The organism is Streptomyces clavifer, from assembly GCF_036345975.1.
GTDB classification, from domain to species: Bacteria; Actinomycetota; Actinomycetes; order Streptomycetales; family Streptomycetaceae; genus Streptomyces; species Streptomyces clavifer.
On record NZ_CP107793.1, the window covers coordinates 372940 to 394774 of the forward strand.

The window sequence follows — 21835 nt, forward strand, 5'->3', positions numbered from 1 at the left end:
CGGGTGGGTGGGGAGTCCGCGGGCCCCGGGCCGGTGCGGCGTCCGGGGGCCGCGCGACAGGGCTCGTGCGGTCAGGCGCCGGCGGCTGCCGTCCGACGCCGCATCCTGACCACTCCCCCGGCCACGGCGCCGGCGAGCAGGACGCCGCCCGCGGCGAGCTGCGTGCCCTGGTCCGCGGGGGCACCGAAGCCGGCGTCCACGCCGCCGGTCGGGGCGCGGCCGACGATCTCGTAGGTGTCCGTGATCTTGATCCGCGGCGGGCACTTCACGGTGACGGTGTCGATGCCCGGCCCGGTCCCCGCCGGGATCTCGAACTCTCCGACGAGCACGCCCGGACGGTCGCCCCCGAAGAGGTGGAAGTCGCCCGCGGCCTCCGAGACGCCCTTGCCGTAGGTCTCCTTGCCGCAGGCTCTGGTGGTGACCGTGACCTTCGAGCCCGGCGACGCCTTCTTCGGATGGATGCGAAGGGTCTGCTCGGCGGCGGGAGTGTCCGCCGCCGCTGCGGCCGGAGCCGAGAGGGCGAGGGCACCGATGGCCAGACAGATACCCGCACCGATGCGTGTGTTGCGCATGAGGATCCTCCAACGGGAGCAGGGTCCGGCCTGTCTGCGCGGCGCCTCTGCTGTGCTCCGTTTCCGAGGCAAGCGACAGTCCGTCACCGCCGCAACACGACGGCCGGCCCTCCGCGTCACCCGGCCAGGCGCAGAAATCCACCAGCCGGTGATCGTTTCCCCAGGTCACCGGGCGAGGGCCCGGCCTGAGGAACGATCAGCCGCCCGGCGGACGAACGGGTTAAGGGGCAGGCCCCAGGACGTGTTCCCCCGTGCGTCCGACCGTCAGGACGACACCTGGGAGAACCGGTCCCGCAGCTCCCTCTTGAGGATCTTGCCGCTGGCGTTGCGCGGCAGCTCGTCCACGAACAGGACCCTCTTCGGGGCCTTGAAGTGAGCCAGCCTCTCGCGGGCGTGCTCGATCAGTTCGTCCTCCGTCGCGACGCCGCGGAGGACGACGATCGCGGTGACGGCCTCGATCCAGCGGTCGTCGGGCAGTCCCACGACCGCCGTTTCGGCCACCGCGGAGTGGGTGTAAAGGGCATCCTCCACCTGCCGGGAGGCCACGAGCACGCCTCCGGAGTTGATGACGTCCTTCACCCGGTCGACGACCGTGAAATAGCCCTCCGGATCACGAACGGCCAGGTCACCGGAGTGGAACCAGCCGTCACGGAAGGCCTCAGTGCTCTCCTCCGGTTTGTCCCAGTAGCCCTGGCACAGCTGCGGGGAGCGGTAGACCACTTCGCCCGCCGTCCCGTCGGGCACCTCCCTGCCGTGCTCGTCGACCACCCTCGCCTCGACGAAGAGCACGGGCCGGCCGCAGGATTCCATCCGGCCCTCGTGCTCGTCGGGGCCGAGGACCGTGGCGAGCGGGCCGATCTCGCTCTGTCCGAAGCAGTTGTAGAACGCCAGCTCCGGCAGCCGGGCGCGGAGGCGTTCCAGCACGGGCACCGGCATGATCGACGCGCCGTAGTACGCCTTGCGCAGGGCGCCGAGCTCGCGGGTGGCGAAGTCCGGGTGGTTGGCGAGACCGATCCAGACAGTGGGCGGGGCGAACAGGCTGTCCGCCTGCCCGGCCTCGACCAGGTCGAAGATCCGGCCCGCGTCCGGAGCGTCGAGGATCGTGTTCTGCGCGCCCACCGCGAGGTAGGGCATCAGGAACACGTGCATCTGCGCGGAGTGGTAGAGCGGCAGCGAGTGGACGGGCCGGTCGGTGGCGCGCAGGTCGAGCGCGGTGACCGCACTGACGTACTCGTGGACCAGGGCGCCGTGGGTCATCATCGCGCCCTTGGGCTGGGCGGTGGTGCCGGAGGTGTACAGCAGCTGGACCAGGTCGTCGGCGCCGGGCGTGTGCGCGGGGGTGAAGGGACGCGGGGTCTCCAGCTCACCGAGGAGCGAGTCCGGTGCGTCGCGCAGTGCGCGCGTGGGGTGTCCGGCGGGGACGCGGGGGGCCAGGCCGGGGTCGGTGAGGACGAGGGAGCTGCCGGACTGCCGCAGGATGTACGACAGGTCGTCGCCGGTGAGGTTCTGGTTGACCGGTACGTGGACGAGTCCGGCCCGGGCGCAGGCCAGGTAGGCGATCAGGTACACGTCGGAGTTGTGGGCGTAGGAGGCGACCCGGTCCCCCGGGCGCAGTCCGTGTGCCCCGGTCAGGACGGCGGCCGCCGTGCCGACCGCCTCGTCCAGCGCGGCGTAGGTCCAGGACCGGCCCGCGTACCGCACGGCGGTGCGCCCGGGGGTGCGCCGTGCGCTGCGTGCCACGACACCGTCGACTGTGCTGCTGCGTACACCTGTCATGGCGTGATCCTGAGCGGCCCGGGGGCCGGGGGTCAAGGGTCGCGGCCCCGGCGGACGGCGTACGGGCGTACGGGGCCGCCCCCTGTCGCGGCCCGGTCGGGAAGGCCGGCCCATGACGGGGTGCCACGAGGCGCAGGAGGGCGTGATGCCTGATCGCCGGGAGGGCGAGGAGGCGTGGGGGGCTGGTCGTCGGGAGGGCGAGGAGGCGCCGAGGGCTGGTCGTCGGCCGGACGGACCGCGGCATCAGGGACTGATCGCCAGGAAGACGAACGCGGCGAAGATCGCCAGATGTACCCCGCCCTGGAGCAGGGTGGCGCGCCCCGGGACGACGGTCAGGGCTCCCACCACGACGGTCAACGCGAGCAGCACCATATGGGTGGCGCCGAGGCCGAGGTGCAGCGGTCCGTCCAGCCAGATCGAGGTGAGTGCGATCACCGGGATCGTGAGGCCGATGCTGGCCATCGCCGAGCCGAGGGCCAGGTTGAGGCTGGTCTGCACGCGTTCACGTCGGGCGGCCCGTACGGCGGCGAGGGTCTCCGGCAGGAGGACGAGCAGTGCGATGACGACGCCGACCACGGACTGCGGCATCCCCGCGGCCTCCACTCCCGATTCGACGGTCGGCGACACGGCCTTGGCGTCCCCGACGACGGCGACGAGCGCCACCAGGAGCATGACCACGCTGAGGGTGGTGGCGCCCCTTCCGGGCAGGGCGGCCGGGTCGGCCTCCTCACGCGGTCTGCCGTCCTGGGTGAGCGGCAGGAAGTACTCGCGGTGCCGCACGGTCTGTACCGCGACGAACAGGCCGTAGAGCAGGAGCGAGGCGACGGCGGCGAAGCCGAGCTGGGCCGGGGAGAACTCGGGGCCCGGCTTTCCGATGGTGAAGGTGGGGAGGACCAGGCTGAGGGTGGCGAGGGTCGTCACGGTCGCCAGTGCGGCGCCGGTGCCCTCGGCGTTGAAGACGGCGACGCGGCTGCGTACGGCGCCGACCATCAGGGAGAGGCCGACGATGCCGTTGCAGGTGATCATGACGGCGGCGAAGACGGTGTCGCGGGCGAGGGTGGACGTCTCGGGTCCGCCGTCCACCATGAGGGTGACGATCAACGCCACTTCGATGACGGTGACCGCGACCGCCAGGATCAGCGAGCCGTAGGGGTCACCGACGCGGTGGGCGATCACCTCCGCGTGGTGGACGGCTGCGAGCACCGCGCCCGCGAGGCAGAGCGCGACGACGGCGACCGCGAACGGGGAGAGCGTGCGCCCCCAGCTGAGAACCAGGGCGAGTGCCGCGATCACCGGTACGGCGACGGTCCACTGCGTGACCAGGGCACGGACCGTCGCGCTCGCGTTCATGGGCACAGGCTGCCAGAGGTGGGCGGGGAGCGCGCGCCGGAGATCGGAGATCGTGCCGGCGGTTCACCGAGGACGCGCCGTCGGCCGTCGCGCACGCTCCGCCGTCCGCCGGGAGCCGCCACGTTGATGGGGTGTCAGATTCTTTGTTCCGTCAGAGGCCCACGGGGCGGCCGAGGTGACAGTAACCTCTGCTTCGGCAGGAAGTTTCACCATCGGACGAGATTTCGAAAGTTACTTTCGTGCCGGTGCTTTCGACATGAAGGGGAAGGGGTTCCGGATGACCGGGGACGTGTCGGACCGGGGAATGAGCCGCCGGAGGATGGGCGGCGGGATACTGGCGCTGGGCGGAGCACTCGTCCTCGCACCGATCCCCTTCGCGGGAGCGGCGGGCACGGCGGTCGGCGCCGGTCGGGACACGGAGGCGGCCGGCACGGGAGCGGGAGCCGGGACGGACATGGGATCAGGGTCGCGCAGGCCCACGCTGCGCCGGGGCTCCCCCGCGCGCGCCGGTCTGCTGGACGAGCCGCTAGACCAGCTCGTGTCCGACGCGGAGAAGTACCTCGCCGACTCACCCGCCCACCCCTGGTACGCGGGCGCCGTGCTGCTGGCCGGGCGCGGCGGAACCGTGGCCCTGCACCGGCCGATCGGCAAGGCGGTGCGTTACGCGGCCTACGACGAGAAGACCGACACCGGCGTGGAGTTCCCCGCGGAACAGCAGATCGCGATGGCCGAGGACACGGTCTTCGACCTCGCCTCGGTGTCGAAGCTCTTCACCTCGATCCTGGCCGTGCAGCAGATCGAGCGGGGCACGCTGGAGCTGGAGGCCGCGGTCGCCTCGTACCTGCCGGACTTCGCCGGGGGCGGCAAGCAGGACATCACGGTCCGTCAGCTGCTCACTCACACCTCGGGCTTCCGCTCCTGGATCCCGCTGTACAAGGAGCCGACCCGCGAGGGGAAGCTCCGCCTGCTCTGGAACGAGGTGCCGGCCTCCGCGCCCGGAACGAAGTACCTCTACTCCGACCTCAATCTGATCTCGCTGCAGCTGGTCCTGGAGAAGATCACCGGCCGCACCCAGGACGTGCTGCTCCGCGAGGAGATCACCGCTCCACTCGGGATGCACCGCACGCGGTACAACCCGCCCGCCTCCTGGAAGCCGAAGATCGCAGCCACCGAGGATGCCCGGCTGCCCTGGTCGGGGCTGGAGCGCGGGCTGGTCTGGGGCGAGGTCCACGACGAGAACGCGTACAGCCTGGACGGGGTCGCCGGCCACGCGGGGGTCTTCTCGTGCGCGTGGGACCTGGCCGTGCTGGCCCGTACGCTCCTCAACGGGGGCGTCTACGGCAGGTCCCGCATCCTGTCCGAGGACTCGGTGGAGCTGCTGTTCACCGACTTCAACACCGCGTTCCCGGGTGATGAGCACGGGCTGGGCTTCGAGCTCTACCAGCACTGGTACATGGGCGCGATGGCCACGCCGCGCACCGCCGGCCACACCGGATTCACCGGCACCAGCCTGGTCATCGATCCGACGACGGACTCCTTCCTGATCATCCTGGGAAACTCGGTGCACCCCGTGCGCAGCTGGCGCTCGGGCAGTGCGCCGCGGGTCGCGGCCGCCAACCGGATGGCGCGCGCCGTGCCCGTCCGCCCCGCCCGGGGCAAAACCGCCTGGTTCTCCGGCATGGAGAGCGCGGCCACCGCCACGCTGGCGCTGCCCGCGCTGCGTCCGGCCACCGCGCACGCGGTGCTGAGCTGCACGCTCTGGTGGGACACCGAGCCGTCGTCGGACTCCTTGGTCCTGGAGGCCTCGTCGGACTCCGGAGCGACGTGGCAGCCGGTGCCCTTCACGACTTCTCCAGCCGGTTCAGGGCGGCCCCGGCCGGATCAGCCGCACCCGGCGGGCTCGGTGTCCGGCTGGTCCGGACGGGTCTGGCACCGCCTCGACGCGGACCTGGCGGCATGGCACGGCACCGAGGTCAGGCTGCGGTGGCGTTACACCACCGACCAGTTGTATGTCGGGCGCGGTGCGTACGTCGACGGCCTGCGCGTCCGGGACGGTGGCCGCACCCTGTTCGACGGGAACAGGCCCGGCGATTCCGGCCGTGTCGAGGCGACGGGGTGGACGGTCTCCGCCGACTGAGGAGCCCGACCGGCGGTCCGGCTGGTTGGATGACGGGCATGAACGGAACACAGTCCATAGAGGCACCGTGGGGCGTGTCGGTGTTCGGGGCGGCGAGCGTGGATGCCGCACCCGACCTGGCACGCCTGCGTGTCGCCATCGAGCAGACCAGGAACACGCCGGGTGACGCGTTCGCCGCGACCAGGGTCGGGGTGAACCGGATCCGGGAGGTCCTGCGCGGGCACCGGGTGCCCGAGGCCGCAGTGTCGGCATCACGGCTGAACCTGTCGTCGCAGTGGAGCTACGGCAGCGAGCGCACGTTCCTCGGCTACGAGTGCACCGCGTCGTTCGTGATCGAGCTGCGGGACCTGGACCTCCTGGAGACCGTGCTCATCGACGTCGTCGACGCGGGGGCCAACCAGGTCGAGAGCGTCGAATTCGACGTGAGTGCGAAGAAGGAGCTGCGCGCCCGGGCGCGTACGGCGGCCGTGGCCGCGGCACGCGAGAAGGCCGCACTGTACGCCGCAGCCGCGGATGTGCGGCTCGGACCCGTCGTCCACATCAAGGACGTGGACGCGGAGCAGCTCCAGAACTACCGCGGCCACGGCGGGCACGACGGAGGCGGCGAGGGCGATCTGACGCCGGGCAAGGTGACGGTGTCGGCGGGTGTCGTGATCGGTCTCTCGCTCATCGGCAGTTGAGGCACGCGCCTGGGGGCGCGAAAGCGGGCGCGGGCCGAGTCGGGGACGGCCCGCGCCCTTCTCATGAGCCCTCGCACAGAGCCGAACATCCGGATCGAAACTTTCGGTGCGCTCAGTGAATACCTTTCGTCATGCGCCCGCGTCCTACGCGCCTTTCTCGCCGATGAGTCCGGTCACGTACCGGAACCACATCATCTACGCAGGCAGAATGAACGAGAGGCGCCGAAGCTTCACATGCCCGCTCGGAAATATTTCGGAAATACGCCGTTGACGCGATTTCCCGTTGAGCGCATACTCTCCCTCGCTCCCCTTGTTCCACTGCTCGCCTTCCCGCCGCTGCCGCGCTCCCAGGCGTAGCCACCGGCGGCTGCACAGCACCTCGAACGGTCCCGACCGACCCGTCCGGGCGTTCTGTTGGATCCGCCCGGCATCCGGAAGAAGAGGCTGGAAACGCGATGGTTCAGACATCCCCCGGCGGCCTGTCCGCCCGCCCCCACCTGCCGCCCCGTACCGGACGAGCCCTGTCCCTCGTCATGGCCGGTGTCCTCGCCATGGCAGGCGTGATCTCGCTCGCCGGTCCGGCCGAGGCGGTCGGCACGCTCGGCGACGCCGCGGCGGCGAAGGGCCGGTACTTCGGCACGGCCGTGGCGGCGAACCACCTCGGCGAGGCGCAGTACGCGTCCACGCTGGACGCGCAGTTCGACTCGGTGACGCCCGAGAACGAGATGAAGTGGGACGCGATCGAGGGCACCCGCGACTCGTTCAACTTCGCGTCGGCCGACCGGATCGTCGACCACGCGCAGAGCAGGGGGATGAAGGTCCGGGGCCACACGCTGGTCTGGCACTCACAACTGCCCGGCTGGGTCGGCGGCCTCGGCACCGCTGATCTCCGCACGGCGATGAACAACCACATCACGCAGGTGATGACGCATTACAAGGGCAAGATCGACTCCTGGGACGTGGTGAACGAGGCGTACCAGGACGGAAGCAGCGGGGCACGCCGCAGCTCGCCGTTCCAGGACAAGCTCGGCAGCGGATTCATCGAGGAGGCGTTCCGCACCGCCCGTACAGTCGATGCCGGCGCCAAGCTCTGCTACAACGACTACAACACCGACGGCCAGAACGCGAAGAGCAACGCGGTCTACGCCATGGTGAAGGACTTCAAGCAGCGCGGCGTGCCGATCGACTGCGTCGGGTTCCAGTCGCACTTCAACAGCAACTCCCCCGTCCCCTCCGACTACCGGGCCAATCTGCAGCGCTTCGCCGACCTCGGTGTCGACGTGCAGATCACGGAGCTGGACATCGAGGGCTCCGGCTCGGCCCAGGCCGCCTCGTACGCCGCCGTCGTGAACGCCTGCCTGGCGGTCTCGCGCTGCACCGGCATCACGGTGTGGGGGGTCACCGACAAGTACTCGTGGCGCAGCAGCGGCACCCCGCTGCTGTTCGACGGGAACTACAGCAGGAAGCCCGCGTACGACGCGGTACTCGCCGCGCTCGGCGGCTCCACCGGTGGCGGCGGCACGGGCAGCTGCACGGCCGCGTTCACCCGGACCGCCACCTGGAACGGGGGGTACAACGGGGAGGTGACCATCAAGGCCGGCAGCGCCGCGATCAGCACCTGGACGGTGCCGGTGACCGTGGCCTCGCCGCAGAAGGTGACCGCCACCTGGAACGGCGCACCCACCTGGGACACCGGTGGGAACGTCATGACGGTCAGGCCCACCTACAACGGGAACCTCGCCGCGGGCGCCTCGACGTCCTTCGGGTTCACCGTCAGCACGAACGGCAGCACGTCGACGCCCGTCGTCGGTTCCTGCACGGCCTCCTGAACGGGGCGGCCATCGGTACGGCGGGGCGGGAACCCTCGCACGCGCCCCCGCCGTACCGCCCCCGCCCCGCCCGTTCCTGCGACCGGGCGAGGCGGTTCGCCGTCACCGCCGACGCGCGGCCGGACGGTGATGGCACGGCCCACCTGCCATGGATCCGCTGGACGCCGGAACTCGACGCGGTCAGGCAGCGGATCAACCGTGCCCTGCGGACCGGCCGGCTCTCCGACGTACGCGGAGATCGCCCGCCGGCCGTCCGGGCACCGCTTCCGGGTCGAGGAGGCGATGCGGACGCTCTCGTACTTCGACGGGATGAACTTCGCGGCGCGGGCAACCGCTCCCGCGTCGTTCTCGGTGGGGCTGACGGACCGCATCCGCCCCTCGTCGACCGTCGCCGTCACCCGTGGTCCGCCCACCCGTGTCCCGTCACCGGCCCAGCGCCGCCATCGCGGCGTTGTGGCCGGGCACCCCGCTGACCCCTCCGCCGCGCACCGCGCCCGCCCCGCACAGCAGGACGTTGGCGTGCGCGGTCTCGACACCCCAGCGGCCGGTGTCCTCGGTGGCGTACGGGAAGGACAGGTCCCGGTGGAAGATGTGCCCGCCGGGCAGCCTCAGATCCTGCTCCAGGTCGAGCGGTGTCTTCGCCTCGATGCACGGCTCGCCGTTGCCGTCGAGGGCCAGGCAGTCGGCGATCGGTTCCTCCAGGTGGCTGTCGAGCTCCGCGAGGGTCGCCTCCAGCAGGGCCGCGCGCGCCGCTGCGTTGTCCGCGGCGAAGAGCCGGGCGGGGGTGTGCAGCCCGAAGAGGGTGAGGGTCTGGTAGCCGCGGGCCGCGAGCTCGGGGCCGAGGATCGACGGGTCGGTCAGCGAGTGGCAGTAGATCTCGGACGGCGGGGCGGCGGGCAGCCGTCCCGCCGCTGCCTCCCGGTACGCGTCGGCGAGCTGTGTGTAGCCCTCCGCGATGTGGAAGGTGCCGGCGAACGCCCGGTGCGGGTCGACCGCGTGGTCCCGCAGCTTCGGCAACCGGGTGAGCAGCATGTTCACCTTCAGCTGCGCACCCTCGGCCGGGGCGGGCCGCTCCTCGCCGAGGAGTGCGGCCAGTGCCTGCGGGGAGGCGTTGACCAGGACCCGGCGGGCGGCGACGACCCGCTCCCCGCCGGGTGAGCGGACGGTGACCTCCGCGCGGGTCCCGTCCGTGTCGATACGGGTGGCCTCGTGCAGGACGCGGATCTCGGCGCCCGCGGCCCGGGCCGCCCCGGCCAGGGCGTCGGTGAGCGCGCCCATCCCGCCGACCGGGACGTCCCAGTCCCCGGTGCCGCCGCCGATCACGTGGTAGAGGAAGCAGCGGTTCTGGAGCAGCGACGGGTCGTGGGCGTCGGCGAAGGTACCGATCAGGGCATCGGTCAGCACGACGCCACGTACGAGGTCGTCGGTGAACCGCTCCTCGACGGCGACGCCGATGGGCTCCTCGAACAGCGTGCGCCAGGCGTCCGCGTCGTCGATCCTCGCCCGCAGTCCGTCGCGGGCCGGCAGGGGTTCGGTGAGCGTCGGGAAGACCCGCTCGGCGACCCGTTGCGTCATCGCGTAGAAGCGCTGCCACGCGTCGTACTCACGCTCGTCGCCGGTGAGGTCCGCGAAGGACGCACGGGTGCCGTCGCCGCCGATGAGCAGCCCGGTGGCCCGTCCGCCGCGCACCACCGGGGTGTACGAGGAGACCGTGCGCTTGCGTACGGCGAAGTCGAGGCCGAGATCCCGGACGATCTTCGAGGGGAGCAGCGAGACGAGGTACGAATAGCGGGACAGCCTGGCGTCGACCCCGTCGAACGGGCGGGTGGAGACGGCCGCTCCCCCGGTGTTGCCGAGACGCTCCAGGACGAGGACGGACTGTCCGGCGCGGGCGAGGTAGGCGGCGGCGACGAGGCCGTTGTGGCCACCGCCCACGATCACCGCGTCATAGCGGTCGTGCGCGGGCTTGCCGGCTGCGTGTGTCTCGTCCGTAGGCATGGCACCTTCGTAACACGGGATGATCACCCCTGCCCAGAGGGCTGCGGGTGCCCGGAGGCGGACGGTCGGGGCAGAGCGCGCAGGCCGCCGGGGGGCCGCCGGGATGCGGGGAGGGCCGCGGGTGCGGGCGCGGCCCGCGAGGCCGGGACGGCCGCGTGGTGGTCGGCGCCGCTCAGTGGGGTCCGCCCGTCCGACGCAGGTCGGCGACCCGGCGGTACAGGTCCGCCGCTTCCGCGCAGCGGCCCAGCTGCTCCAGGCAGTGCGCCTCGTCGTTGCGGCCGGCGAGGGTGTCGGGGTGGCCGGCGCCCAGGGTCCGTTCGCGGGCCTCGGCGACCTTCCGGTACTCGGTGAGGGCCTCGGCCCAGCGCCCGAGCCAGCCGAGGCCGACGGCGACCTCCCGGCGGCTGAGGAGCGTGTCGGGGTGGTCGGGGCCCAGGACGCGCTCGCGGATCGCCCACACGTCGCGGGACTCGACGAGGGCTTCCTCCCAGCGGGCCATCCGCCCGAGGTTGACGCCGAGGCCGTGCCGGGCGCGCAGGGTCTCCGGATCGGCGGGCCCGTCGACCCGGGTGCGGTCCTCGGCCAGCAGCCGGTACAGCTCCAGGGCCTCGGCACTGCGGCCGAGCCTGCCGAGACTGATGCCGACCTCGTAGCGCGCGGACAGGGTGTCGGGGTGGTCGGCGCCGACCACTGCGGCGCGGGCCTGCGCGACCTCGCGGTACGTCTGCAGGGCCTCGGGCCAGCGGCCCAGCTGGCCGAGCGTGTACGCCACCTCGTAGAGGGTGGCCAGGGTGTCCGGGTGCGTCGCCCCGAGGAGTCGGCCGCGGGCGTCCGCCACCTCGCGGGCCATCCGGTACGAGTCCTCGACGCGCCCCAGCCTGCTGAGGTTGTAGGCCAGGTTGTGACGACAGCGCAGGGTGTCCGGGTGGTCCGTGCCCATGGAGCGCTCGCGGGAGGCGAGCACGGCGGCGTACACCTGGTGGGCCTCGAAGTGCCGGCCGAGCTGGCCCAGGACGTACGCCGTCTCCTGGCGGGCCGCGAGGGTCTCGGGGTGGTCGGGGCCCAGGGATCGCCCGCGGCCCTCGGCGACCTGTCCGAAGGCGTGCAGCGCGTCGGCCGCCCGTCCGGTGCGGCTGAGGGTGAACCCGACCTCGTACAGGCTGGCGAGGGTGTCGGGGTGGTCGGGGCCGAGGGCCTGTTCGCGCGTCTCCGCGACCGACCGGTGCACCTCCCCGGCTTCCTCCCAGTGGCCCAGACGTGCCAGGTTCAGTCCGGCGCTGTGCCGGCCGGCGAGGGTGGCGAGCAGCTCGGGCGACGGGGCGGGGGGCGGGTGCGCGGCGGACGGGGCGCCGGGAAGGGACAACAGCCCGGTCCCGGTCGTCCACGCCCCGGTCAGGCCCGCCGAGTGGTCGACCGGCGCGTCGACGCGGAACGCCGCGCCGGTCACCTTGTGCCCGGTGGTCATGTTGCGGGTCCAGGCCGGCAGTTGCGGTGTCCGGGAGACGGCCGGCCTGCCGGGGTGCAGGACGGGGACGGGCGGGGCCAGCCGGAGCAGCCCGCCGGGTTGTTCGCCGGTGCGGCCGAGGGCGATGCGCCGGCGGAGGTCGCTCGCGTCGGCGGGCCGCTCCTCGGGCGTCTTGGCCAGCAGGTCCAGGACGACCCGGTCGAAGAACCCGGGCAGTTCGGCGCGGTGGGTGCGCAGCGGTTCGGGCTGCGTGTCACGGTGTCCGACGAGGACCGCCCAGGCGTCGTCGAGGTCGAACGGCGGTACGCCCGTGGCGATCTCGTACAGGACGCAGCCCAGCGAGTAGAGGTCGCTGCGGTGGTCGACCTCACTGCCGCTGATCTGCTCGGGAGACATGTAGTGCGGGGTGCCCATGGCGATCCCGGTGCCGGTGAGCCGTGAGGTGAAGCCGATGTCGCGGCCCAGCCGGGCTATGCCGAAATCGCAGATCTTCACCGTGCCGTCGTCGAGGCGCATGATGTTGGCCGGCTTGAGGTCCCGGTGCACGATGCCCTGCTGGTGGGTGTAGCCGAGGGCGTCGGCGACCTGTTCCGCGATGTCGACGACATCGGGCACCGGCAGAGGGTGCTGCTTGTTGTCCTCCAGCAGCTCGCTGAGGTTGCGTCCCTCCAGGAGCTCCATGACGAGGTAGAGGACGCCTTCGGACTCGCCGAAGTCGTGGACGACGGTGACGCCCCGGTGCTGGAGCGCCGCGGCCACCCGGGCCTCGCGGCGGAAGCGCTCGCGCAGGATGCGGGTGAACTCCTGGTCGTGCTGGGGCCCCATCGGTTTGAGGCACTTGACGGCGACCTGCCGTCCCAGCGCTTCGTCGCGGGCACGCCACACCTCGCCCATGCCGCCCCGCCCGATCAGATCGAGCAGCCGGTACCGGCTCTGGATCAGCCTGGTCTCCGCCATCGCCTGCTGTCGCCCCCGTCGCTTCGCCCGTTGCTGCGCCCTCCCCGGCCCGTCCAGTATGGCGGCCTGTCTGCGGAGTTTGTACGGGGCGGGACGGCTGCCCGGGCGAGTCGTCCCGCCCCGTTCACCGTGTACCCGGGTGGCAGGCACCTGCGGAGACGGGCGGGAATGCGGCGCAGGGCGGGGCCGATGGTACGCAGGCAGCGGTCGACGGTCCCCGGGGCTTCCCCGCCCTGCCGTACGGCTCATGGGCGTACGGCAGGGGAGGCGGAGACGGGTGCCGCCACGGGGCGAACCGCCGCACCGGGGCCGCGACCCCCGCGCACCCCGGGACTCCGACGGGCCCGTGGTGCCGTCCCGGACCGGGCCGGCCCGTCCTTGGCCGGATCAGCGCTTGACGGCCCGCAGCACCACGAACTTCGGGTCGCCGGCCACGGCGGTGCAGTTGCCGAACGTCCGGCGCAGCTGCGTGTGGTAGCCGAGGTGCCGGTTGCCGACGACCCACAGCTCGCCGCCCTGACGCAGCGCGGTGCGCGCTCCGTGGAACATGTTCCGGGCCGTGGCGTCCGAGACCGCCTGGTGGGAGTGGAACGGCGGGTTGCTGAGGACGAGGTCCACGCTCCCCGCGGGCAGGTCCGCCGTCCCGTCCCCGACCAGGAACTCCGCCTCGGCGCCCGGGCCCGCGTTGGCCCGGAACGTCGCCTCCGCCGAGGCCACCGCCTGGTACGACTCGTCGATGAAGGTGACGGAGGCCTCGGGGTTGGCGAGGGCCGCGGACACCCCGAGGACGCCGTTCCCGCAGCCGAGGTCGACGACGCGGTCCGCGCCGGTCCGCCCGGGCAGGTGCTTCAGGAAGAAGCGGGTGCCGATGTCGAGGCGCTCCGCGCAGAAGATCCCGGCGTGGTTGGTGACGGTCCGGCCGGAGACGGCGCCGACGTCGTCGGGCAGCTCGTAGCGGTAGGGCCAGGGGCTGGGGCTCCTGGGCAGCGCCGGATCGGGGGTGCAGAAGATGAGCCGGGCCTTCTTGACCGCCAGCGAGGTGCGGGTGGGGCCGATGATCCGCTCGAAGAGCTTGAGGGTGGAGGTGTGGATCTCCTTGACCATGCCGGTGCCGATGACGACGGTCCCGGCGTGGACGGCCGGTGCGATCCGGTGCAGCTGGTCCTCGAGGAGCGCGAGGCTCTTGGGCACCCGTACGAGCAGCACGTCGACGCGCTCCGGCGGGGTGTCGCGCACCGACAGCATGCGTACGGAGTCCGGGCCGGCGCCGTTGCGGACCAGGTTGGCAGCGGTGGCGCGCTGGGCGAGATACGAGTCGGTGATCTGTACGGGGTGGTGTTCCGCCAGCACCGTGGTCAGGGCGCCCCAGCGGTCGCCGACCACGGCCACGGTGCCGGACAGCGCGACCGGTTCGCTGTCCTCCGCCCCCTCCAGCCGGCGCAGCAGGTACTCGTCGGCGGCATCCCACGCACGGAACGGGTCGCGCGGGTCCTCGGGAAATCGGGCGAGATCGAATCCGCCCTGTGACGTCGTCAAACGGTTCATATTGCGTTCAGGCTAACCGAGTGGCGGGGAGCGTCCCGCACGCTCCCCGCCCGCGGGTCCTACGGAAGCCGCTTGTCCATGGCCGACCGGCCCTCCTCGGCCAGCCGGCGCCGTGCCCACTCCAGGGTCTCCGGGGTCAGGTCCCGCCCGGAGGCGAGCACCAGATCCTCCGCCGTGGGTCGATCGTTGGCTCCGGTGTGCAGCAGACGGTCGGGAGTCACCCCCTGCTCCTCCGGCACGCGTGCGGATACGGATTCGGACTCTTCGCTCATGCCGCCTCCTCGTCCTTGCCGCAATTCTCGCGCCGGGACGGCATCGCCGCATCCGTTGCCGGGAGCGCTCACGCCGGGGCGTCACTTGACTTGCACATGATAAATACGCAACGTTCACACGACGGGCACCGTACGTGTGGAAGGCTCCCGGCTGACCAGGCATCACTCGGCCACATCGGTACCGCTCCCCCCACGCACCCGGTGGCGGCGGCGCGGTCTCCGCTGCTCCGGAGAGGACACCCCCCATGTCCAGTCGTCGCCGTTTCTACGCGCGTCCACTACTGGCCACTGCCGCCTCGATCGCCGTGCTCACGGGCGTCGCGTCCACCGCGCCCGCGGCAACCCCAGCGGCCCCTGCCGCCACCACCACGGCCTCCGTCACCGCCCTCGACGACACCTACTACCAGGGCGCCCTGGGCAAGACCGGTACGGCGCTCAAGAGCTCGCTGCACACGATCATCAGCAAGCAGACCAAGCTCTCCTACAGCCAGGTCTGGGAGGCACTCAAGAAGACCGACGAGGACCCGTCCAACTCCTCCAACGTGGTCCTGCTCTACACCGGCCGCTCCCAGTCGAAGAGCAGCAACGGCGGCAACACGGGCCAGTGGAACCGGGAGCACGTCTGGGCCAAGTCGCACGGCGACTTCGGCACGTCGACCGGCCCCGGCACGGACATCCACCACCTGCGCCCCACCGACGTCCAGGTCAACTCCATCCGGGGCAACAAGGACTTCGACAACGGCGGCGGCGCGGTGTCGGGTGCGCCGGGCAACTACACCGACAGCGACTCCTTCGAACCGCGCGACGCGGTCAAGGGCGACGTCGCCCGGATGATCCTCTACATGGCGGTGCGGTACGAGGGCGGCGACTCCTTCGCCGACCTCGAACCGAACAACAACGTGAACAACGGCTCGGCGCCGTACATCGGACGGCTCTCCGTGCTGAAGCAGTGGAGCCAGGAGGACCCGCCGGACAGCTTCGAGCGGAAGCGCAACGACGTCATATTCGACCAGTACCAGCACAACAGGAACCCGTTCATCGACCACCCGGAGTGGGTCGAGGCCATCTGGTAGCCGGACCTTCCGTACGGCAGGAGCCCGGCCGGTCCGGCCCTCCGTGAGGGAGACGGCTCAGCCGGGCTCTCCGCACCGCGGGAGACTCAGCCCGGACCGGCCAGGGCCTGCGCACAGCGTTCGACGGCCTCCTCGCGGGAGCCGTAGCGCGGCAGGTCCCGGCCGGTTCGCTCCCGGACGAGGTCCGAGGGGCCCAGCCGGTCGCCCGGGTCGACGACGGCCGCGCGCCGCCCGTCCGCGACGAGGCGGGCCAGACCGGCGTGCAGCAGCTCCAGGGCCACGGAGTCGACTCCTGTCACCTCGCGCAGGTCGAGCACGACCGAACCCGTCCGTTCCGCTCCCGACTCGTCCAGGGCGTACAGCACGCGCTCGGCGGCGGTGAAGTCCAGTGCGCCCTGGGCCGCGACGATGCCGACCCGCTCGCGCAGGGCACGCTCCCGCCGGCCCGCGGGGGCGGAGGGCAGCACGTCGGCGGTGGTGGCCAGCGTGACCGTGGAGCCCGGCAGGGCCGGGTTCCTCATGAGGTGGAGCCCGTACCGCTCCGACAGTGCGCCGAGCGCCGCCCGTCCGCGTACCGAGGTACCGGCCGGGTCCAGCGGCGGGCTGTAGGCGGCCAGGCCGAAGCGGGCCGGCCCCGCGGCGATCAGACCGCCGGACACCCCGCTCTTGGCCGGCAGCCCGACCCGCAGCAGCCATTCGCCCGAGCCGTTGTACATGCCGCACGTGGCCATGACCGAGAGCACCTGCGCCGCGACCTCCGCGGAGACGACGGTCTCGCCCGTGAGCGGGTTGACACCGCCGTACGCGAGGGTGGCGGCCATCACGGCGAGGTCCACGGCGGTGACCCGCACCGCGCACTGCCGGAAGTACGTGTCCACGGCGGCCACCGGGTCCAGGTAGTCGGTGCCCGTGCTGCGGATGAGATAGGCCAGCGCCCTGTTGCGGTCCCCGGTGGCGGCCTCGGAGGCGTACACCTCCTCGTCCACGTCCAGCAGGCGTCCGGCGAACCGGCTCAGGCAGGCCAGGATGCGGTCGAAGGCCGGTGACTCCGGAGTGTCGGGGACCAGGGCGGTGGTGACGATGGCACCGGCGTTGACCATGGCGTTGGCGGGCCGCCCCGTACCGGCTTCCAGGCTGATGGCGTTGAACGCCTCGCCGCTGGGCTCGGCACCCACCCAGCGGTCCACCTCGTCCAGGCCCACCGAGGACAGCGCGAGCGCGTAGACGAAGGGCTTGGAGACCGACTGCACGGTGAAGGGGGTGTCCGCCTCCCCCGCGCTGTAGCAGTGGCCGTCCATGCTGACGAGTGCCAGCCCGAAGTCGTCCGGGTCGGCTCTCGTCAACTGCGGGATGTAGTCGGCCTGTTCGCCGTCGCGCACATCGGCGAACCGGGCGTGCAGAGCACCCAGGGCATCATTCACGGCTTCGGCCGCGTTCATCCCGGCCCCACCGAGGAGGGGAAGCACGGCCACCGCGCGGTCATTCCGCGTCGTCGCCGAAGATGTCGCGGAGCTTGGCCTCGCGCCCGGTATCGAGGTTGCTGTGCAGCAGCTCGGCGCCGCCGCCGGGAAGCGACTCGCTGATCCGGCTCGGAACCTCGTCCATGGTCATCAGGAACAGCGCCGAAGTCCCCGGTGTCACCTTCTCCTTGACCTCGGCGATGAAGTCGTCGTCGATGCCGACATCCGCGAGCTTCCCGCCGAGCGCCCCGGCCGCGGCACCGATGGCGGCGCCGAGCAGCGGCATCAGGAAGATGAGTCCGAAGAGCATCCCCCAGAACGTCCCGCTCAGCGCGCCCGCGCCGACCAGGTTGACCAGCTGCTTCGTCTTCGGCTTCGAGCGCTCGGCCGGCCAGGACACGACGGCGGCGTCGAGGATCTTGATCAGCCCCTCCTTCTGGAGGGACTTCAGTGACGTCTCCACCTTCTCGGCCCCGTCGGCCGAGTGGAATTTCCACACAGTGAGCGTGGACATCGCGCGCACCTCCGAAAGAGAAAGAGATAATTCGCTCATATTAGAATCAAAAGGTATGAATTGACTCGTCGAACGCCCCGCCTCACCTCAGGGCGGACCAAGCACCGCGGACCCCGAACCCTCCGGGAGGGAACGATGGATACGGACGCCCTGACCGCCGGCCTGTTGCAGGAGCTTCGAGCGACCAGGCCCTATCCGGCCCTGTCCCTGACGATGCCGACCCACCGCAGGGCACCGGACAACGCCCAGGACGCCGTACGGCTGCGCAACCTGGTGGCCGAGGCCGGCAACCGCCTGGAGGCGGACCCCCGGGTGAGCCGTGAGTCGCGCGCGGCCGTCAAGGCCCAGCTCGACCGTGCGGTCGCCGAGGTGGACCAGCGGCGCGCCCTGGACGCCCTGGTCATCCTCGCCGACGCCGACGAGTACCAGATCTGGCAACTGCCGCGCACCGCGCCCGAACGAGTGGTCCTGAGCGACACCTACCTCACCCGCAACCTGGTCGCGGCGAAAGCGGGGGCGCGGCCCTTCTGGGTCCTGAGCCTCTCCGCCGAACACGCGGCCCTGTGGTCGGGCACGAGCGAGGGCCTGCGCAAGGAGGGCACGGGCGGATTCCCGCTGACGGCCCCGCACGAGGAGCCCAACCCGCAGCGCGAGGAGCGGATCGGGGACACCCCGAGCACCTACAGCAGCGAGGACGCGCGCAACTTCCTCCGCACGGTCGACGAGAAGCTGCGCACGGTCCTGGCCACGGACCCCCGGCCGCTGTTCCTGGTCGGCCTCGCCCCCGCGCTCGCCCTGCTCGACGAGGTGGGAGAGAGCGCCGGGTCGGCCGTCGCCAGGGCCGCGAAGGGGACGACCGCCGAGACGACCGCACCCGAGCTGCTCAAGGAGCTGAACCCCGCCCTGGAGGACTGGCGCATGCAGGCCGCGGCCGGGATCCGGGGCAGGTTCGACAACGCCCTCAGCAGCCGCTCCTTCGCCGGCGGACTCGACGAGGTGTGGCTGGCCGTCCGGGAGGGCCGGGCGGGCCTGATCGCGGTCGAGGAGCACTTCGAGCAGACGGTCAGGGTCACCGACGGGCACCTGGAGCCGGTGGGCCCGGACGACACACCGGACACGGACGGCCAGATCCGCGAGGACATCGTCGACGAGCTCGTCGAGGCGGCGCTGGACAACGGCTGCGAGGTGTCCTTCGTGGCCGACGACTCCCTCGAGGGCCACGGACGGATCGCCGCGGTCCTGCGGTTCTGACCGCGTGTCCCTGCATGGGGATTATGTGAATAATGTTTAGGTTTGGCGCTCCGAAGTTGATCTCACCGGCTTGATCCCACTGGATCACGCCGTGAACGAAGGAGAGCCATTCATGGACCGGTTCAGGCGCGCTTCGGCGGCGGCCCTGCTGACAGCGGTGGTGCTGGCCGGCGCGGTGGGCGGGGCCACAGCGTCGCCCGGGGTCCCCGCACCGCCGTCCGGGGCGAGCGGCGAGGACCTGCCGGCCCTCTCCGCCCACGCGACCGCGCGCAGCGCCGGCGCCTGGGAGGAGTTCCGTGTCCACGGTTCCGCCCGGCACATCCGGCCCGGCACCCTGGTCACCCTCCAGCAGAAGCAGGGCGAGCGCTGGGTGTCCCTGCCCGCGAAGATGACGACCAGCAGCAGTGAGTACAGCCTGCGGGTGAAGCTGGGCATCAAGGGGGAGAACTCCCTCCGGATCGTCGGCGGCGGCGCCGTGTCTCCCGTCGTCCGCACGATCGTGGGCTGACCGTCCGCCGGTCGGTGCGGTGCGTCGGGGAGACGCGGCCCCCGGCGCCCCGCATCAGCCGTCCCAGGTCCAGTCGGTCACCTCGGGGAGGTCCGTACCGTGTTCCCGGATCCAGTCGTGGTGGCGGGTGCGGACGTCCGCCATGGCCTGTCGTACGGCCACGGCGCGGACACCCAGACCGGGTACCCGGTCGATGACGTCCATGACCAGCCGGTAGCGGTCCAGGTCGTTGCGGACCACCATGTCGAAAGGCGTGGTGGTGGTCCCCTCCTCCTTGTAGCCGCGGACGTGCAGGTGAGCGTGGCCCGCACGGCGGTAGGCGAGGCGGTGCACCAGCCACGGATAGCCGTGGTAGGCGAAGATCACCGGCTTGTCCCGGGTGAAGAGGGAGTCGTACTCCGCGTCCGGCATCCCGTGCGGGTGCTCCTCGTGCGGCAGCAGCCGAGTCATGTCGACCACGTTGACCACGCGCACGGCGAGCTCCGGGAGGTGGCGCCGCAGCAGCCCGGCCGCCGCCATCGTCTCCAGGGTGGGCACGTCGCCCGCGCAGGCGAGCACCACGTCGGGTTCCCGGCTGCCGTCCTCGGTGCCCGCCCACTCCCAGACCCCGGCGCCGCGGGCGCAGTGCGCGCGTGCCTCGTCGAGGGTGAGCCAGTCGAAGCCGGGCTGCTTGCCCGCGACGATCACGTTGACGTAGTCGCGGCTGCGCAGCACATGGTCCGCGGTGGACAGCAGCGTGTTGGCGTCCGGCGGGAGATAGACCCGGACCACCTCGGGACTCTTGTTGAGGATGTGGTCGACGAAGCCGGGGTCCTGGTGCGAGAAGCCGTTGTGGTCCTGGCGCCAGACGTGCGAGGTGAGCAGGTAGTTCAGCGAGGCCACGGGCGCACGCCAGTGCAGCCGGCGCGAGGTGCGCAGCCACTTGATGTGCTGGTTGACCATCGAGTCGACGATGTGGGCGAAGGCCTCGTACGAGGAGAACAGCCCGTGACGTCCGGTGAGGAGGTATCCCTCCAGCCAGCCCTGGCACAGGTGCTCGGAGAGCACCTCCATCACGCGGCCGTCGCGTACCAGATGCTCGTCGGTGGGAAGGATCTCCGCCTGCCAGGCCTTGCCGGTGGCCCCGTAGAGCGCGCCGAGCCGATTGGACTCGGTCTCGTCCGGTCCGACGACGCGGAAGTCCCTGCGCCCGGCGGTGGCCGCCATGACGTCCGCGAGCAGTCCGCCCAGGACCCGGGTGGGCTCGTGCACCACGGTCCCGGGACTGTCGACCCGGACCGCGTGGTCCTCCAGGGAGGGCAGCGGCAGATCACGCAGGAGCAGCCCTCCGTTGGCGTACGGAGTCGAGCCGAGCCGTGCCGTGCCCTCCGGGACGCATTCCAGGACCTGGGGGGTGGGCCGGCCGTCGGCGTCGAAGAGCTCCTCGGGACGGTAGGAGCGCATCCACTCCTCCAGCAGGCGCAGATGGCCGGGGTCGTCCCGGACCCCCGGCAGCGGGACCTGGTGGGAGCGCCAGGTGCCCTCGACGGGCAGTCCGTCCACCTCCCGCGGGCCGGTCCAGCCCTTGGGGGTGCGCAGCACGATCATCGGCCAGCGGGGCCGCACGGAAGCACCGCCGGTCCGCGCCGCGCGCTGGTACTCATCGATGCGGTCCACGGCGAGGTCCATGGCGGCGGCCAGTGCGCGGTGGACGGTCGCGGGGTCGTCCCCTTCGACGTGGACGGGGTCGTGGCCGTAGCCGCGCAGGAGTGCGTCGAGTTCCTCCTCGGGCAGCCGTGCGAGCACCGTGGGGTTCGCGATCTTGTATCCGTTGAGATGGAGGATCGGCAGGACCGCTCCGTCGTGCACGGGGTCGAGGAACTTGTTGGAGTGCCAGGAGGCCGCCAGCGGCCCGGTCTCGGCCTCCCCGTCCCCGACGACGCAGGCGACCAGCAGTTCCGGATGGTCGAACGCCGCGCCGTAGGCGTGGGTGAGCGCGTACCCCAGCTCCCCGCCCTCGTGGATGGAGCCCGGGGTCTCCGGGGCGACGTGGCTGGGCACCCCGCCCGGGAAGGAGAACTGCCTGAACAGGGCGCCCATGCCGGCACGGTCGAGGCCGACGTCGGGGTAGGTCTCCGAGTAGCTGCCCTCCAGCCAGGAGTTGGCGAGGACCGCGGGTCCGCCGTGGCCCGGTCCCCAGACGCAGAGCGCCTGGCGCCTGCGCGCCCTGATGATCCGGTTGAGGTGGGTGTGGACCAGGTTCAGCCCGGGTGAGGTGCCCCAGTGGCCGAGGAGTCGCGGTTTGATGTGCTCGGGGGTCAGCGGCTCTTCCAGGAGCGGGTTCGCCATCAGGTAGATCTGTCCGACCGCCAGGTAGTTGGCTGCCCGCCAGTGGGCGTCGAGCGCCGCGAGCTCGGTGTCGGACAGGACGGACGGCACGGACTGCGCGGGGGCGTCGGTCATGAGGCT

16 protein-coding genes and 1 pseudogene are annotated in these 21835 nt (G+C 71.8%); 7 read left to right on the forward strand and 10 right to left on the reverse strand.

The window, feature by feature from the left end:
• Positions 1-71 precede the first annotated feature (71 nt).
• The 3 genes from OG927_RS01595 to OG927_RS01605 all read right to left on the reverse strand — a co-directional run bounded on the left by OG927_RS01595 (position 72) and on the right by OG927_RS01605 (position 3698).
• Complete coding sequence (locus OG927_RS01595) at positions 72-572, reverse strand: hypothetical protein (protein ID WP_056787816.1); 501 nt, start codon at positions 570-572, stop codon at positions 72-74.
• A 264-nt stretch (positions 573-836) separates the two neighbouring features.
• Positions 837-2348 (reverse strand): acyl-CoA synthetase, encoded by a 1512-nt coding sequence (locus OG927_RS01600; protein WP_330319552.1) that lies wholly within the window; start codon positions 2346-2348, stop codon positions 837-839.
• 243 nt (positions 2349-2591) lie between these two features.
• Entirely contained in the window at positions 2592-3698 is a 1107-nt protein-coding gene (locus OG927_RS01605; RefSeq protein WP_209471149.1) for a calcium:proton antiporter, read from the reverse strand.
• Positions 3699-3975: 277 nt separating this feature from the next.
• On the opposite strand from OG927_RS01605, the gene OG927_RS01610 reads away from it, so the two are divergent.
• The 4 genes and pseudogenes from OG927_RS01610 to OG927_RS35950 form a co-directional block, all read left to right on the forward strand.
• Positions 3976-5835: a serine hydrolase gene (locus OG927_RS01610; protein ID WP_330319553.1), complete on the forward strand. Its 1860-nt coding sequence runs from the start codon at positions 3976-3978 to the stop codon at positions 5833-5835.
• Positions 5836-5873: 38 nt separating this feature from the next.
• Positions 5874-6515 (forward strand): SIMPL domain-containing protein, encoded by a 642-nt coding sequence (locus tag OG927_RS01615; RefSeq protein ID WP_330319554.1) that lies wholly within the window; start codon positions 5874-5876, stop codon positions 6513-6515.
• 455 nt (positions 6516-6970) lie between these two features.
• Positions 6971-8344 (forward strand): endo-1,4-beta-xylanase, encoded by a 1374-nt coding sequence (locus tag OG927_RS01620; protein WP_124283258.1) that lies wholly within the window; start codon positions 6971-6973, stop codon positions 8342-8344.
• Between the two features lie 282 nt (positions 8345-8626).
• Positions 8627-8674: pseudogene (locus OG927_RS35950) on the forward strand (hypothetical protein); the annotation flags it as partial.
• A gap of 93 nt (positions 8675-8767) precedes the next feature.
• Here OG927_RS35950 and OG927_RS01630 read toward each other — a convergent pair.
• From OG927_RS01630 to OG927_RS01645, 4 genes are all read right to left on the reverse strand, one after another.
• Entirely contained in the window at positions 8768-10342 is a 1575-nt protein-coding gene (locus tag OG927_RS01630) for a phytoene desaturase family protein (RefSeq protein WP_056787825.1), read from the reverse strand.
• A 172-nt stretch (positions 10343-10514) separates the two neighbouring features.
• On the reverse strand, positions 10515-12764 hold the full coding sequence (locus OG927_RS01635) for a serine/threonine-protein kinase (protein WP_330319555.1): 2250 nt from the start codon (positions 12762-12764) through the stop codon (positions 10515-10517).
• Between the two features lie 387 nt (positions 12765-13151).
• On the reverse strand, positions 13152-14309 hold the full coding sequence (locus OG927_RS01640) for a methyltransferase (protein ID WP_330319556.1): 1158 nt from the start codon (positions 14307-14309) through the stop codon (positions 13152-13154).
• Positions 14310-14368: 59 nt separating this feature from the next.
• Entirely contained in the window at positions 14369-14581 is a 213-nt protein-coding gene (locus tag OG927_RS01645; protein ID WP_056787836.1) for a hypothetical protein, read from the reverse strand.
• A gap of 245 nt (positions 14582-14826) precedes the next feature.
• Between OG927_RS01645 and OG927_RS01650 the strand changes: the two genes are divergently transcribed.
• Positions 14827-15654 (forward strand): endonuclease I family protein, encoded by an 828-nt coding sequence (locus OG927_RS01650; protein WP_330319557.1) that lies wholly within the window; start codon positions 14827-14829, stop codon positions 15652-15654.
• A gap of 86 nt (positions 15655-15740) precedes the next feature.
• On the opposite strand, the gene glsA is transcribed toward OG927_RS01650, so the two are convergent.
• Together glsA and OG927_RS01660 are read right to left on the reverse strand one after the other, a co-directional pair.
• The gene (gene glsA, locus OG927_RS01655; RefSeq protein ID WP_124283411.1) at positions 15741-17093 is read right to left on the reverse strand and encodes a glutaminase A; all 1353 of its coding nucleotides are present in this window, start codon (positions 17091-17093) and stop codon (positions 15741-15743) included.
• Between the two features lie 40 nt (positions 17094-17133).
• Positions 17134-17628: a DUF1269 domain-containing protein gene (locus OG927_RS01660; protein ID WP_056787840.1), complete on the reverse strand. Its 495-nt coding sequence runs from the start codon at positions 17626-17628 to the stop codon at positions 17134-17136.
• A 135-nt stretch (positions 17629-17763) separates the two neighbouring features.
• Between OG927_RS01660 and OG927_RS01665 the strand changes: the two genes are divergently transcribed.
• Both OG927_RS01665 and OG927_RS01670 read left to right on the forward strand, forming a co-directional pair.
• Positions 17764-18879 carry a baeRF3 domain-containing protein gene (locus OG927_RS01665; RefSeq protein ID WP_209471145.1) on the forward strand — a complete coding sequence of 372 codons (1116 nt, stop codon included), beginning with the start codon at positions 17764-17766 and terminating at the stop codon, positions 18877-18879.
• 112 nt (positions 18880-18991) lie between these two features.
• Positions 18992-19387, forward strand: a complete 396-nt coding sequence (locus OG927_RS01670) for a hypothetical protein (protein ID WP_330319558.1) — start codon at positions 18992-18994, stop codon at positions 19385-19387.
• Between the two features lie 54 nt (positions 19388-19441).
• On the opposite strand, the gene OG927_RS01675 is transcribed toward OG927_RS01670, so the two are convergent.
• A complete protein-coding gene (locus tag OG927_RS01675; protein WP_056787849.1) occupies positions 19442-21829 on the reverse strand; it encodes a phosphoketolase family protein in 2388 nt (795 codons plus the stop codon).
• Positions 21830-21835: the final 6 nt, after the last annotated feature.